The following is a 14,047-nucleotide window of genomic DNA, read 5'->3' as shown; positions in this document are numbered from 1 at the left end:
ATCAGGTCTCCTTGAGGTTCGTGGTCGCCAACAAGGCGATCGCAACGACTTTGAGGCCGCAGGGAACAGCGGCATAAAGCAGTGTCAGAAGGGCAAGCGCCTCTGGTGGATTGGTGGCTGCGGCGCTGTCGAACCCTGCGTTCTGCAAAGCGGGCAGCAGGGTGACTGCGGCAAAGGCCAGTGTGAATTTCGACACGAATGACCACAGCCCGAACCCTTCGGCGGCAGATGGGCTGATGCGCGCCATGCGCGACGCAAATACGGCAGGCAAAAGGGTCAGGTCAGCGCCCAGCGTGGCACCAGACAACGTACAGATGACCGCAAAGGCGAGCCAGTCGCCGGGACCCAACAGCATAGCGCCGCCAAAGCCGGCGATGGCCAGCACCATCGCTGACAGCAGCACGGGTTTGACCCCGAACGTCTCGGCGAGCCGACCCCAGACCGGGGCAGCGAGTGCCGCCGACAGAAAGAACAGCAACAGCAAAGGGCCCTCAAAACCGGGCGCTTGCAGGCGGCTTTCGACAAAGAACAGAAACAGTGTGGAGCTGACCGCAACCGGAGCCGCGTTGACAAAGGCGATCAGCAGCAGCCGGCGTGCCAGCGCGTCACCCAGCACCGCCTTGAGCCCGATGGACGGCGGCAGACCCGCGTCGCCCCATTCGTTCCACATCATCACAACCGCCGCCAACGCCAGCACGGCAAATCCGACAGCGAACCCGGCAAAGGGCGCGCCCATGAACCCACCCAGCATCACCGGCGCGATGGCGGCCACGCAGACCCCCAGCAAGGCACCCGTCTCGCGCCAGCGTGCCAGACCCAGATGTCCGTCCCCAGGCAGGTCGTGCGCCTTGACCACACCTTGGGCATAGAAATTGATTGTCAGAAAGCTGAACGCCGAAAACACGCCCGTCAGCATCAGGGCGAACCAGATCAGCGGCGGCAAGAGCGGCGGCACAGCAAACAGTCCCAGCATCGACAGCGCCATGACCGTACAGCCAATAAGCACAGCCAGCCCTCGCCGCCCGCGCAACACCTCGCTGAGACGACCGAACAGGGGGTCCTGCACCACATCCAGCAGCCGCAGGCCAAACAGCACAGCCCCCAGCGCCGCCAGCGACACGCCATATTCATCCACATAAAATTTGGGCGCATGAATATAGATGGGCAGGCCTGCCGCACTCAGCAGGGCTGCGAACACCGCGTAGGCGGGCAAGCGATGAGGCCGGGCGTTGTTCACCGCGACACTTCGCTGCTGGGCGGTGCAGGCCGGCGGCGGTAAACCGCCCGCTTGACCCACAGTTTGAGCGCCTGCCAATGGATCAACGCCAGCACGCGGCGCGAGCCAAACGGACGGCGCAAGACGGCGCGCAGGATCGAACGATTGCTCAGCGGGCAGCGGCGCCCCGTCAACGTGGCGATCACGCCACCTTTGCCGCGCGTGTAGTCGATCCAGATGCCGATGCGGTCATCGGTGATGTCAAAGCGGAACTCATAGCCCCCCTCGACCGGCTGAAAGGGCGACACATGCATGATCTTTTGTGCCAGCAACCGGTCATCCGCTGCGATGGGCCGCTGGTCCGGGTGATGGATCAGATAGCTATGGCGGTCGCCAAAGGTGTTTGTGACCTCTGCAATCACCGCCACCAATGCCTTGTCCGACCGGCGACAGAGCCAAAAGCTGACTGGGTTGAACACATGGCCCACCACTTTGGGCTGCGCCAGCAACTCGATCTGCGCCACGCCCGTCACTTGATGCTCTTGCAAGACGTCTCGGACCCATGCGGCCCCGCGTCCGGCCCCCGGCGCGCCGCCGTGGTCCAGATCATCCAGCCCCGTCAGCCCCCGCCCATTGCGCCGGAACAGTCGCGGAGTGCGCAGCTCGGCCTCGGCATCAAGCAGCACATAGTCGATCGAATAGCGGAACGCGTTGGCGATATCGCCTTTGCGCCCGTGATAGGTCTGGCCCGCGATATGATCGACGGTTGCGGTCATTCCGCCGCCACCTGCAACGCAGCATCGCGCGCCAAAATGGCCTGCGCCACGTCCACCGCGCTTGAATACCCATCCTCATGAAAACCGTGCCGCATCCACGCGCCGCAGAACCATGTTCCGTTCGCGCCGTTCATGTCCCGCACGGTTGTCTGCGCTGCCAGAGCGGCCAGATCATAGACCGGGTGGCGCAGCACGGTCTGGTCGTAAATCATCTCTTCTCGGATCGTGCGCTTGGTGTTCAGCGTCACAAAATGCGGGTCGTCCATCGGAATGGGTTGCAGGGAGTTGATCCAATAGGTCAGGTCGATGCGGTCCGTCTGCGCGCCCTTGTCCTCGGTGTAGACCCAGCTGGACCACGTCTGCCGCCGCTTCGGCATGATGCTGTCATCGCAGTGCAAGACCACGTCATTGGGCTGGTACTTGACCGCGCCCAAAGCCGATTGCTCGACCTCAGTCGGGTCAGCCAGAAGTGACAGGCTGTCATCGGAATGGGTGGCAAAGACAACTTCGTCAAAGGCCTCCCACGCACCGCCCCAGGCCTTGACCTCGACCCCTGACACGGTGCGGCGCACCGACTGGACCGCAGCGCCCAGCCGGATATCCACGCCCTGCCCCAGCATTGCCGCCTCAAGACGGCTCACATATTGCACCGACCCGCCCTTGACCGTGTACCACTGGTGCTGGCCGGTATGGCTGAGCAACGCGTGGTTTTCGAAAAACTGGATCATGGCGTGCGCCGGGAAATCAATGATCTTTTGTGTGGGCGTGGACCAGATCGCACCGCTGAGCGGCAGCAGATAATAGTCGCGGAACCATTCGCCGGTCCCAAGCGCCTCAAGGAATTGCCCCGTTGTCCGGGTCCGATCCTCCAACGCGATGCGCAGTCCGTTTTTGTTAAAGTGCAGGATGTCCCGCACCATGCGCAGGAATTTCGGGTTCAGCGCGTTGCGCCGCTGGGCAAAGAGCGCATCAAGGCTGGCCAGCCCGTATTCAAGCCGACCACCGTCGATGGACGCACCAAAGCTCATGTTCGACTTGACCACCGGCACATCCAGCTCGGCAAAAAGCGCAGCCATGCGCGGATAGTTTGCGTAGTTGAACACCAAAAACCCGGTGTCCACAGGCTGATTGCCCCGTTCGCCCGCCACTATTGTGCGCGCATGACCACCAAGGCGCGGCTCCGCTTCGAACAGGGCGACATGATGAGCGCGCGACAAAAGATGTGCCGCCCCCATGCCCGAAATGCCCCCTCCGATGACAGCGATACGGCGGCGCAGGGCGGGCGAAAAGTCTTTGGGCATGAGTGGTGCAGTCCTGTTGTGCGATAAGTTGCAATATGTACGGAGGGATGCGGGAAATGGATGCTCATTTGCCAGACATTTATTTTTGATCCGATTGTTAACGCGTCGCGTAGACGAGATATGTTGGCGGGAATAGAAACGATTGAAGTAAAAGGCCCTGTGTCAGGACACGTCGTCCGGACCGAGGTTCAGAGGCCCGCAAACATGCAAGACAACAGCGGTGCACGGATGCTGTGGGTAGACCACATGATCCGCATCCGGGACGATCAGGATCAGTCGGCTTTTGCCGATCTGTTCGAACACTTTGCCCCGCGGGTCAAAGGGTTCCTGATGAAATCCGGGGCCGATGCATCGCTGGCAGAAGAGTGCGCGCAAGAGGTGTTGGCGACCTGCTGGCACAAGGCCCACATGTTCGACCCCACGCGGGCGTCCGTGGCGACCTGGATCTTTACCATCGCGCGCAACCGCAAGATTGACGTGCTGCGCAAGCAGCGCCGCCCCGAGCCCGAAGACCTTGGCTGGGGGCCAGAACAAGAACCTGATCAGGCCGATGTCATGGCACTGCAACAGGAAAGCCAACAACTGGGTCAGGCAATCGCAGAATTGCCCGCAGCCCAGAGGGAATTGATAGAAAAGGCGTATTTCGGGGACCTGTCCCACAGCGAAATCGCCGAGCAAACGGGTCTGCCTTTGGGCACGATCAAATCCAGGATTAGGTTGGCGCTCGACCGATTGCGCCACGCGATGAAGTGAATACGGTGATGAAACAGAACATAAAACACCATCTGACGGACAGTATCCTCATGGGATATGCGTCTGGCGGTCTGCCAGAAGCGTTCAACCTGATGGTCGCGACGCACGTGTCGCTGTGCGATGAGTGTCGCGCGCGGCTCGAAGGGTTCGAGGCGGTCGGCGGTGAGATGCTAGACCAGACCGCAAGCAACGAAGTGGTCATGGACGCAGGCAGCCTTGCCGCGACGATGTCGCTGATTGCCGGCGGTGCGTCGGATGAAATCCGAATGCCGCGTGTGCGATCATCGGTTCTGCCCGGTCCGCTGCAAGACTATGTTGGCGGCGATCTGGATGCGGTCCAGTGGCGTGCAGTCGGCATGGGCGTGAAACAGGCCATTCTGCCCACGTCCAAGGATGCCTCTGCCCGGCTTCTCTTTATCCCTGCGGGTGCGGCGATGCCCGATCACGGGCACCATGGTCTTGAGATGACGATGGTCTTGCAGGGCGCGTTTCAGGACGAGGACGATTACTTCGCCCGCGGTGACGTCGAAGTGGCTGATTCCGACACGCATCACACACCCGTGGCCGACATCCACGAAGACTGCATTTGTCTGGCCGTGACTGACGCACCGCTGCAATTCCAAGGGTTGTTGCCCAAGATTGCGCAGCGTTTCGCCCGGATCTGATCTGGCGGCGCGGCAATCGCGCCCCAGCTTGCCTCCACCGATATCGGCGCACTGAACCTGTGCCAGCACGGGCAGAAGCCAGCCCGACACCCGACGCTCATCCGTTTCGGGTCTGGGCTATGCGCGCCCCCACGCCGCTACCGTCTCGGCCCGTCCGGGCAAAGCCAGCGCATCCACCTTGCTCCACCCGGCGGGTGGATGGGACACCGATTGCCACAACGTGTCGGACGCAAAGACGGCGTGGCCCGAACCCTTGGTCGCGGCCTCCAGCCGTGACGCGACGTTGACCGCGTCGCCGACCACAGTGAACTCCAGTCGGCCGTCATCCCCCACCACTCCGGCAAACACCTGCCCCAAATGCAGGCCCACGCCGACATGCACGTCTCGCCGCCACGCGTTCACCTGCGCCAACAACGTCTGCGCGGCGGCAATGGCATTGTCCGCCGCGCCGCCTTGCGCATCATCAAAGACAATCAGCGCTCCGTCTCCGATGAACTTGTCCACAAGCCCGTGATGGGCCTCGGCTGCCGCGCTGACGCACCGGCGAAACCCGGTCAAAAAGGTCGAAACCTCTTCTGGCGGCAGGCCTTCGGACAGCGCAGTGAAGCCACGGATATCGACAAACATGATCCCCATCTGCTGTGCCGCGCCTGTGCGCAAGGCCTCGATGTCCGACGTGGCGAGGCGATCCTCCAACTGCTCCGGCAGAAACCGCGTCAACCGGCCCCGCACCTCAGATTCTGCGATAAAGCGCCAGAGAAGACGACGGATCAGGACCGACGCAAAAACCAGCACCAGCCCTGCAATCAACAGCATCGCCAAACGCATCAGATTTGGCGGCAGGCCAAACAGAAATTCCAGCGGGCTCAACGTGTCAGTTTCACGGGCGGCATCGGTGATCGGCAACATGATCAACAAGCCGGTGACCAACAGCAGAACCATCACCACCTGCAACACGGGATTGAACCGCAACGCACCAGAGGCCAGCACAATCGGGATCAGCCAAACGGTCGGAAACGCCCAGATATAATGACCGGACAGGTCGAGATTTTGCAGCGACACCCACACCCCCGCAAGGATAAAGCTGCAATCCACCAGTGCCGACGGCCACGCCATCCATGTCCGGAACACGCCCGTTCGGATCAACACCACAAAGCCGAGGCCAAGCAGAAAATAGCTGGCCATCGTGACCATCGCAAAAGCTGCCTGCCGCTGCATCATTTCTGTGGGGTCGATCCCGGACCCGCCCAGCAGCAGCACAAGCAACACCGCAAGGGCGCTGGACATGCCCAGCCGCAGCAGGGCTATGGCCCACTCTGCGCGGGTGATCGCAGTCCTGAACAGTTCTGACACAGGCGGTTGTGCAGGTGTGCCCATACGTTCCTACTCCGCCGCGCGGGACGGGTCGGTGATCGGCACCGGCCCCTCGACCTCCCGGTCCAGTTCTTCGAAGTCAAAGTTGTCCAGCTTGGCCGCGCGCTTGCCTGCACGTTCGGCTGCGGTGGTTATGCCCTCGACATCGCGCCGCGCCTGATCGAAATGCGTCTCAAGTTTGCCCGCGCGCTCCACCACCAACTCGACGTCGCGATGCAAGTTGCGCAGCATCTTGCGGATTTCACCGGCCTGCTCGCGCATCCGCGCGTCCTTGAGGATCGCACGCATCGTGTTCAGCGTCGCCATGCAGGTGGTGGGTGAGACGATCCAGACCCGTTTGTCGAACCCTTCGCGCACCAGATCGGGGAAGTTGGCGTGCAATTCAGCGTAGACCGCTTCGGACGGCAAAAACATCAGCGCACCGTCCGCCGTTTCCCCTTCGATGATGTACTTGGCCGCGATATCGGCGATGTGTTTTTTCACCGCCGCCTTCATCGCCGCAACCGCTTGCTTGAGATCGTAATCCGTTTCGGCCCGCCGCAGCGCCTCATACGCCTCCAGCGGGAATTTGCTGTCGATGACGATGGGGCCGGGCGGGTTGGGCAAGTGGATCAGGCAATCGGCCCGCTTGCCATTCGACAGGGTGGGCTGCCATGCGTAGCTGTCATTGGGCAGCGCCTTGCTTACGATGTCGCGCAACTGGATTTCCCCAAACGCACCGCGCGTTTGCTTGTTCGACAGGATGTCTTGCAGGCTGAGCACATCGCCGCTGAGTTTGGTGATGTTGTCTTGCGCCTTGTCGATGGCGGCGAGCCGTTCCTGCAATTGCGTCAGGCTGGTCGTCGTCTGCTTGGACGAGCCATGCAGCGTTTCGCGCATCCGCTCCTGCATTTCGGTCAGGCTGCGCTGGCTGCGCAGTGCATTGTCGGCCAATCGGTCTTGCATCTGCTGTTGGACGCTTGCCAGCCGCTGTTCGACGGTCTGCGCCAATTGCGCCTGCCCGGTGGTGGCCGTGTCCGACACCATCTGAACCGAGGCGCGCAGCCCCTCCTGCCCCTGCGCCAGCCCCTGCACGTGCTGGCCCAGATGTCCCAATTGTTGCGCCAAGGGCTCTGCTGCGCGCGCGGATCGTGCCGCCGCGCGCAAGGCCATGATCAGTAGGATCAGAATAACCAACAGGATCGCGCCCCCGATCAGAGCCGCCGCCACCAACGGGTCGCTGGGATCAAGGATTACGTCGCCAATCTGAATCATGTTCGGCCAAACAGCCGTTCAATATCGGCCAGCTTGAGTTCAACATAGGTGGGGCGACCATGGTTGCACTGGCCGGAATGCGGCGTCGCCTCCATCTCGCGCAGCAGCGCATTCATCTCTTCGGCGTGCATCCGGCGGCCCGAGCGAACGGAACCGTGGCACGCCACCCGGCTCAGGATCGCCTCAATCCGGGACTGCACGGATTGGCTGGAACCTTGGTCAGTCAGTTCATCAACCACATCAAGCACCAGCGCCTTGGCGTCCACCTCACCGAGGATGGCGGGCGTCTCACGCACCGCAACCGCATCACCGCCAAAAGGTTCAAGCGTCAGGCCCATACCCGCAAGGTCGTCACTAGCGTCCAGCAGGCGGGCGCGGTCACCGGCGGACAAGGTCACGATCTCGGGGATCAAGAGGGCCTGCGCCGGGACCCCGTTTTCCGCCATCTGCCGCTTCAGCTTTTCGTAGACCAGCCGTTCATGGGCCGCGTGCTGATCGACCAACACCATGCCCGTGGCCGTTTGCGCGATGATGTAGTTCTCGTGCACCTGCCCCCGCGCAACCCCCAGAGGCAGGTCCGCCGGATCGTCCTCGACCACGGGTTCGACCTGTGCGCTGAAATCCTGCGCCAACTCGGCAAAACCTGTGGGCGCGGGCCTTGGTCCGAGGCTGGGCCGGTCCATCTGGTAGACGCGCGGTTCGGTCGGCTCCGGGCGCATCGCGCCAAGGGTGGCATCCGCCACCGTCGTGGACGCGCGGTGCCCCGCATCGGCCAGCGCGTGCCGAAGCCCCGACACGATCAGACCACGGGCAGTGCCGGGGTCGCGGAACCGCACCTCTGATTTGGCGGGATGGACGTTCACGTCCACAAGCTGCGGATCGCAGTCCACAAAGAGCGCCGCCGCCGGGTGACGGTCACGGCTCAGAAAATCGAAATAGGCGGCGCGCAAGGCAACGGTCAGCAGCTTGTCCCGCACGGGCCGCCCGTTGACATAAAGAAACTGGGTCACTGCCGCCCCCCGCGAATAAGTCGGTAGCGCCGCGAAACCGGTCAGGTGCAGCCCCTCGCGCGCAGCATCGATGGGGATCGCGTTGGCGATGAAATCCGCCCCGATCACGTCCCCCAGCCGGGCACGCAGTGCCTCAGTCGGGGCACCGCTTTGCGCCTCGGCCTTGAAGATCGTGCGCGGCGCGTCCGATACCTCGCGCAATTCAAACCGTACGTAGGGTTCCGCCATGGCGAGACGTTTGATCACATCCCCGATCGCCTGCCCCTCGGCCCGGTCGGTGCGCAGAAATTTGAGCCGCGCGGGCGTCGCGTAGAACAGATCGCGCAATGTGATGACTGTCCCGGTATTGATCGCAGCGGGGCGTACGGGGCCCATCTCACCACCTGTTACGGTGATTTCCGCCCCTGCCGCGCCCGCCGCGCGGCTGGTGATGGTCAGACGGCCCACGGCCCCAAGGCTGGGCAGCGCCTCTCCGCGAAATCCAAATGTGTGAATGTTGAGCAGGTCGGAGCCGTCAATCTTGGACGTCGCGTGGCGGCTGAGCGCCAGCGCCAGATCGCCGTCGGCGATGCCGCAGCCGTCATCCGTCACCCGGATCAGCGTCTTGCCCCCGTCCGCGATGTCGATACCGATCCGCCGCGCGCCCGCGTCGATGGCGTTTTCCACCAGTTCCTTGACGGCGGATGCGGGCCGTTCGACCACCTCACCCGCAGCGATGCGGTTGATCGCGGCCTCATCCAGTTGTCGGATCACAGGACGTATGTTGGGGGCGTGCGTGTTCATGCCACAAGACTTAGCATGGGTTGCGGCGATTCGACCACCGTTCAAGGGGCTGTCGCGGCCCTATACCATGCAACAATCGCCGCCCGTTCGCCGTCTTCCATATAGCTGAGATTGGCTGGGGGCATGGCGTGGCTGATCCCCGATTGCAGATAGACGGCACGGGCATGGCGGGTCAGGTCCGCTTCGGTCTCAAGCACGACACCCTTGGGTGCCCAATGCACCCCGTCCCAGAACGGCTCGGACGCGTGGCACATGCTGCAACGGCCCTGCACGATGTTGTGCACCTTTTCGAAACCTTGGGCTTGGGCAAACCGGGACACCGCGCGCGCCTCCTGTTGGGACGCGGGCGGCGCGACGCTGAGCCAGACAATCGCAATGAATATCAACACGGTGGCGACCCATGTCCAATGCGGGTTGCCCTTGCGCGCATGGTGCGTATTGAACCAATGACGGATCGTGACCCCCATCAAAAAGACGAGGCTCGCAATCACCCAGTTCCAGTCGCTGGCAAAGGACAACGGATAGTGATTGCTGAGCATCAGGAAAATGACAGGCAGCGTGAGGTAATTGTTGTGGGTCGACCGCTGCTTGGCAATCTTGCCATAGATCGCGTCAGGAGTGCGGCCTGCCATCAGATCCGCAACGACGATTTTCTGGTTCGGAATAATGACGAAAAACACGTTGCCGGACATAATCGTGGCGGTGAACGCACCCAGATGAAGCAAGGCGGCACGGCCCGTGAACACCTGCGTGTAGAACCACGCCATTGCCACCAGCAAACCGAACAGGGCCACCATCAGCACAGTCTGATCCGCATCGACAAAGAGCTTGCACAGCAGGTGATACACTGCCCAGCCAAAGGCGAGCGACGCCAGCGATATGGCAACCGCCTGCCACACAGCAAGGTCCATCACATTGGGGTCGATCAGGTAAAACTCGGCCCCCAGATAATAGACCAGAACAAGCAGGAGAAACCCGCTGATCCATGTCCAGTAGCTTTGCCATTTGTGCCAGATCAGCCCGTCGGGCATGTGCGTCGGCGCCACGAGGTATTTCTGGATGTGGTAAAATCCGCCGCCGTGGACCTGCCATTCCTCCCCATCCGCACCAGAGGCAAGGTTGCGGTCGCGGTGCAGCCCCAAATCCAGCGCGATGAAATAGAACGATGACCCGATCCATGCGATGGCCGTGATCACGTGCAGCCAGCGCACGGCGAATTCGATCCACGCGCCAAGGGCGGCAAGGTCATACATGGGGCAAGTGTCCTCTGGTTCCCGGCGGCCAGATTAGACAGCGTTGCGCGGATGGGAAAGGCCGCAAGGGGCTCTGCCCCCGGCCTGCGGCCTCCCCCGTGGTATTTTTGGTCAGAAGAAGACCTAGTCGTAGCGCAATTCGGCTGCCTTGCCCTTGAACACGGTGTAGGCAAGCGCGGTGTACCCGCCGATCATGGGGATAACGACAACCGCGCCGACAAGGATGATCATCAGGCTCTCCGGGGCGCTTGCGGCTTCGTAAATCGTGATCTTCTCCGGGACGACATATGGATAGAATGAATAGGCCAGCCCCCCGAAAGCCAGAACGAACAGCACGATGGAATAAAGAAACGGGGTGCGTGCGCCCTTGTCTTGGGGATTGGGCAAACCGCTGAGCGACCGCCACAACAGCAGCACCGTGAGCGCCGACAGGATCGGCAGCGGTGCGAGCCACAACATTTCTGGCCATGCGAACCACTTGTCAAAGATCCGCGCGCTGACCAACGGTGTCGCAAGGGACACCGCACCCAAACCCAGCGCCAAGCCAAAGATTCCGCCCCGCGCCCATTGCACCGCTTTGGCCTGCAACGCCCCTTCGGTCTTGAGGATCAGCCAGCACGCACCGATGAATGAATAAGCGACGGTCAGGAACACAGCCGTGATCATCGCAAAGGCCCACGTGCCCAACGTGCTTTCCAGACCCATGATGTACTTGCCCAGCATGAAACCCTGACTGAGCGACGTCATAAGGGAGCCGACGAGGAACGCAGCATTCCAAGACGCCTTGTGTGGCGTTGGTGCCTTGACCCGGAATTCGAACGCAACGCCGCGCAGGATCAGACCAATCAGCATGATCGCCACGGGCAGGTACAGCGCGGTGAGGATTTCCCCATGTGCCGTGGGAAACGCCACCAGCAGCAGGCCGATGGCCAGCACCAACCACGTTTCGTTTGCGTCCCAAAACGGGCCGATGGAGGCAACCATGGTGTCCTTTTCATCGTCCGTGGCAAAGGGGAACAAAACCCCCACGCCAAGGTCGAAACCGTCAAGCACCACATAGACGAGGATGGATACTCCCATCAGCGCGGCAAAGGTGAACGGCAGCCACCGCGCCGGGTCGTCGAACATTTCCATCCGCCTTACTCCGCTGGCACGTTGCTGGCCACCGCTTGCCCCGACAACGGGGTGCGGGGGCGCGGCACATCACCCGACACGCCTTTGCGCGCGAGGTAGAACAGCACCGCGATGTAAGCGCCGAGGAGCAGCACATAGATCGACAGATACGCGGCCAGCGTGATGCCGACGAACGGGGCCGGCACATCCGCCACAGCCTGTTCCGTGGTCAGCACACCCTGCACAAGCCACGGCTGGCGGCCAATCTCGGTTGTGTACCAGCCCGCCAGCGTTGCCACCCAGCCCGAGAACGCCATCGGCACCATCGCAAAGAGTGCAACACGCGGCAGCGCCGCAGGCCCGCGGCCCTTGCGCATCATCTTGAACGCGGCGAACCAACTGAGCAGCAGCATGGCAAAACCGGTGCCCACCATAATCCGAAATGACCAGAACACAGGTGCGACAGGCGGGTGCAGAACTTCGCCATCTTCGGTCACGAAGTCGTTGAGGCCCGGCACAACACCGTCCGCTTTGTGCTTGAGGATCAGCGACGCGCCGTTGGGAATGCCGATTTCCATACGGTTTTCCCGCGCCTCTTCATCCGGGATCGCGAACAGCAACAGCGGTACGTTCGACTGGGTGTCCCAGTTGCCTTCCATTGCCGCGACTTTCTGCGGCTGGTACTCCAGCGTGTTCAGACCGTGCAGGTCACCCATGAAGATTTGCACAGGAATCAGCAGCGCGCCCAGGTACACGCCGGTTTTGAGCGTCGCTTGTACGCCGCCCGAGCGGTCCCCCAGCAGCCAGCGGAACGCGCTGAGACCGGCCACAAGAAACGCCACCGTCAGGCCGGAGGCCAGCATCATGTGGATAAAGCGATAGGGCATGGACGGGTTAAAGATGATCTCGAACCAGCTGGTGGCATGGGCCACGCCATCAATCATCTCGTAGCCTTGCGGCGTGTGCATCCAGCTGTTGAGCACGATAATCCAAAACGCAGACATGCTGGTGCCAAAGGCGACCAAGAATGTGGACAGCGTGTGCAGCCACCCCGGCACGCGGGAAAACCCGAACAGCATAATGCCAAGAAAGACCGCCTCAAGAAAGAAGGCCGTCATGATCTCATAAGCCAAGAGCGGCCCGGCGATGTTGCCAACAGCTTCCATGAAGCCGGGCCAGTTCGTACCAAACTGGAACGACATGGTGATGCCCGACACAACGCCCATGGCAAAGCTCAGCGCAAAGACTTTGACCCAGAATTGATAGGCCTCCATCCACTTGCCGTCCCCGGTCGCGTTAAACCGCAGCTTGAAAAACAAAAGCACCCAGCCCAGAGCGATGGTGATCGTCGGGAACAGGATGTGAAACGAGATGTTTGCCCCGAACTGGATGCGGGACAGCATGAGTGTATCCATTGGTCAACTCCGCCAAAGGTGGTGAGTGTTCACGTGTTGAGACAGAGATAGTTCTGTGCCGACGGGGGTCACCGGGGGTGCGACAGGCCGCGCAGGCGCGTTTTGTCACAGGGGATTGCCGGGTGATTTGGTCACGTCGTGCGGAGATCATCACGAACGGCTCGCTGGTCTGGATATTAGCTTGAGTGGGCGGGTTGTTCGCAGTTTCTATGCTTGCTTTCTGTTGGACTGAAACTGCTCATAGGCTGTACCAAGCCTTTGGTACAAACAAGGATACCACGATGCCAAAGAGAATAGTCAACTTCTCAAACGCAGTGATCGTTGGAATAACGACTTCGGTAATATCCGCCGTTCTGATTCTGTTCCTTGTCGAGCGCGATACTCCGGGGGTCTTCGATGGACGCCCTAAGATCGGGCAAAACGTTAATAAACCAAATCTTGGCATTCAATTGTATCAGGACAATAAGCGCGTTGCGTCGCTCTTTGACGAAAAATGGGTGTCGCATTTTGAACTCCGCGCCAAACCTTTTTCGTTACGAGTACCAGCATCCCATTGGGCAAGCCCCGACGAGAACTACCCTGCGGTCAGCGTTATCGTTTCTGGTCAAAAGGCATTGGTGGTTGATCCATGGGACAAAAGTGTCGCCGCCGGGCTTTTTTACATGGGCGGGACTGGCATGGCAGGGCACCAGTTTGGAGTTGGGTCCTTGTTCAACGCCGGCTTAGATTGCCCCGACGAAGGGGTGGTAACTGATGGCAAGCAATGGCTACCACAAAATTACTTGGTAGGAGACAGAACCAATCGCAGCAACCCAGCTTATCGAGAGATTTATATTTCAAGTATCTTAGATCATTGCACCAGATCAGAAATGATCCGCAGAGGAGCCAATATTTTCATGGTAGTCCGACTTGTAGATACGAACAGCACCGTGGATTTCGGAAGGCATGACGTCGAACTGATTAAAGTATCTATGTAGCCTGCTGCGGAAAGAGAGGCTGCGGACTTACCAATTTCCGGCGTTTATCACAGTTTTCGAGAATGCAGCATTCAAACGCGCGAGATTGGATGCGAAACGGATGTTTGATGTGGTCTGTCCAACTTGCGTTTTGGCCTCATACTCACCGCAAGTCATC

At 60.9% G+C, this 14,047-nt stretch carries 12 protein-coding genes; 3 read left to right on the top strand and 9 right to left on the bottom strand.

Features of this window, described 5'->3' with window-relative positions; genetic code table 11:
• Position 1: 1 nt before the first annotated feature.
• From Q1A85_RS20940 to Q1A85_RS20930, 3 genes are read right to left on the bottom strand one after another with little or no spacing between them, the layout of a single operon-like run.
• Entirely contained in the window at positions 2-1,237 is a 1,236-nt protein-coding gene (locus Q1A85_RS20940; RefSeq protein WP_299694359.1) for an MFS transporter, read from the bottom strand.
• Positions 1,234-1,992 carry a DUF1365 domain-containing protein gene (locus Q1A85_RS20935; RefSeq protein ID WP_299694357.1) on the bottom strand — a complete coding sequence of 253 codons (759 nt, stop codon included), beginning with the start codon at positions 1,990-1,992 and terminating at the stop codon, positions 1,234-1,236. The genes Q1A85_RS20940 and Q1A85_RS20935 overlap by 4 nt, the downstream gene beginning before the upstream one ends.
• On the bottom strand, positions 1,989-3,293 hold the full coding sequence (locus tag Q1A85_RS20930; protein ID WP_299694354.1) for an FAD-dependent oxidoreductase: 1,305 nt from the start codon (positions 3,291-3,293) through the stop codon (positions 1,989-1,991). Before Q1A85_RS20930 ends, Q1A85_RS20935 begins: the two co-directional genes overlap by 4 nt.
• A gap of 228 nt (positions 3,294-3,521) precedes the next feature.
• Between Q1A85_RS20930 and Q1A85_RS20925 the strand changes: the two genes are divergently transcribed.
• Together Q1A85_RS20925 and Q1A85_RS20920 are read left to right on the top strand one after the other, a co-directional pair.
• Complete coding sequence (locus Q1A85_RS20925) at positions 3,522-4,046, top strand: sigma-70 family RNA polymerase sigma factor (protein WP_299694506.1); 525 nt, start codon at positions 3,522-3,524, stop codon at positions 4,044-4,046.
• An 8-nt stretch (positions 4,047-4,054) separates the two neighbouring features.
• Entirely contained in the window at positions 4,055-4,711 is a 657-nt protein-coding gene (locus tag Q1A85_RS20920; protein ID WP_299694351.1) for a ChrR family anti-sigma-E factor, read from the top strand.
• 117 nt (positions 4,712-4,828) lie between these two features.
• Here the strand turns inward: Q1A85_RS20920 and Q1A85_RS20915 are convergent, their stop codons facing one another.
• The 6 genes from Q1A85_RS20915 to Q1A85_RS20890 form a co-directional block, all read right to left on the bottom strand.
• Positions 4,829-6,088: an adenylate/guanylate cyclase domain-containing protein gene (locus Q1A85_RS20915; RefSeq protein ID WP_299694348.1), complete on the bottom strand. Its 1,260-nt coding sequence runs from the start codon at positions 6,086-6,088 to the stop codon at positions 4,829-4,831.
• 6 nt (positions 6,089-6,094) lie between these two features.
• The gene (gene rmuC, locus Q1A85_RS20910) at positions 6,095-7,339 is read right to left on the bottom strand and encodes a DNA recombination protein RmuC (protein WP_299694346.1); all 1,245 of its coding nucleotides are present in this window, start codon (positions 7,337-7,339) and stop codon (positions 6,095-6,097) included.
• Positions 7,336-9,132, bottom strand: coding sequence for a DNA mismatch repair endonuclease MutL (gene mutL, locus Q1A85_RS20905; RefSeq protein ID WP_299694343.1), 1,797 nt, complete (start codon positions 9,130-9,132; stop codon positions 7,336-7,338). Before mutL ends, rmuC begins: the two co-directional genes overlap by 4 nt.
• A gap of 41 nt (positions 9,133-9,173) precedes the next feature.
• Entirely contained in the window at positions 9,174-10,385 is a 1,212-nt protein-coding gene (locus Q1A85_RS20900) for a urate hydroxylase PuuD (RefSeq protein ID WP_299694340.1), read from the bottom strand.
• A gap of 123 nt (positions 10,386-10,508) precedes the next feature.
• Positions 10,509-11,513 (bottom strand): cytochrome d ubiquinol oxidase subunit II, encoded by a 1,005-nt coding sequence (locus Q1A85_RS20895; RefSeq protein WP_299694337.1) that lies wholly within the window; start codon positions 11,511-11,513, stop codon positions 10,509-10,511.
• 11 nt (positions 11,514-11,524) lie between these two features.
• Positions 11,525-12,913 (bottom strand): cytochrome ubiquinol oxidase subunit I, encoded by a 1,389-nt coding sequence (locus Q1A85_RS20890; protein ID WP_299694334.1) that lies wholly within the window; start codon positions 12,911-12,913, stop codon positions 11,525-11,527.
• 281 nt (positions 12,914-13,194) lie between these two features.
• On the opposite strand from Q1A85_RS20890, the gene Q1A85_RS20885 reads away from it, so the two are divergent.
• Positions 13,195-13,890: a hypothetical protein gene (locus Q1A85_RS20885; RefSeq protein WP_299694331.1), complete on the top strand. Its 696-nt coding sequence runs from the start codon at positions 13,195-13,197 to the stop codon at positions 13,888-13,890.
• Positions 13,891-14,047: the final 157 nt, after the last annotated feature.

The organism is uncultured Tateyamaria sp. (assembly GCF_947503385.1).
GTDB lineage: Bacteria > Pseudomonadota > Alphaproteobacteria > Rhodobacterales > Rhodobacteraceae > Tateyamaria.
Note: the sequence above shows the minus strand (reverse complement) of the source record. Positions and strands in the feature narration are given on the sequence as shown.

Coding starts and splice junctions, on each gene's coding strand:
- Q1A85_RS20935 (WP_299694357.1), bottom strand. CDS start 1,992: ATGACCGCAACCGTCGATCATATCGCGGGCCAGACCTATCACGGGCGC.
- Q1A85_RS20930 (WP_299694354.1), bottom strand. CDS start 3,293: ATGCCCAAAGACTTTTCGCCCGCCCTGCGCCGCCGTATCGCTGTCATC.
- Q1A85_RS20925 (WP_299694506.1), top strand. CDS start 3,522: ATGCTGTGGGTAGACCACATGATCCGCATCCGGGACGATCAGGATCAG.
- Q1A85_RS20920 (WP_299694351.1), top strand. CDS start 4,055: ATGAAACAGAACATAAAACACCATCTGACGGACAGTATCCTCATGGGA.
- Q1A85_RS20915 (WP_299694348.1), bottom strand. CDS start 6,088: ATGGGCACACCTGCACAACCGCCTGTGTCAGAACTGTTCAGGACTGCG.
- rmuC (WP_299694346.1), bottom strand. CDS start 7,339: ATGATTCAGATTGGCGACGTAATCCTTGATCCCAGCGACCCGTTGGTG.
- mutL (WP_299694343.1), bottom strand. CDS start 9,132: ATGAACACGCACGCCCCCAACATACGTCCTGTGATCCGACAACTGGAT.
- Q1A85_RS20900 (WP_299694340.1), bottom strand. CDS start 10,385: ATGTATGACCTTGCCGCCCTTGGCGCGTGGATCGAATTCGCCGTGCGC.
- Q1A85_RS20895 (WP_299694337.1), bottom strand. CDS start 11,513: ATGTTCGACGACCCGGCGCGGTGGCTGCCGTTCACCTTTGCCGCGCTG.
- Q1A85_RS20890 (WP_299694334.1), bottom strand. CDS start 12,913: ATGGATACACTCATGCTGTCCCGCATCCAGTTCGGGGCAAACATCTCG.
- Q1A85_RS20885 (WP_299694331.1), top strand. CDS start 13,195: ATGCCAAAGAGAATAGTCAACTTCTCAAACGCAGTGATCGTTGGAATA.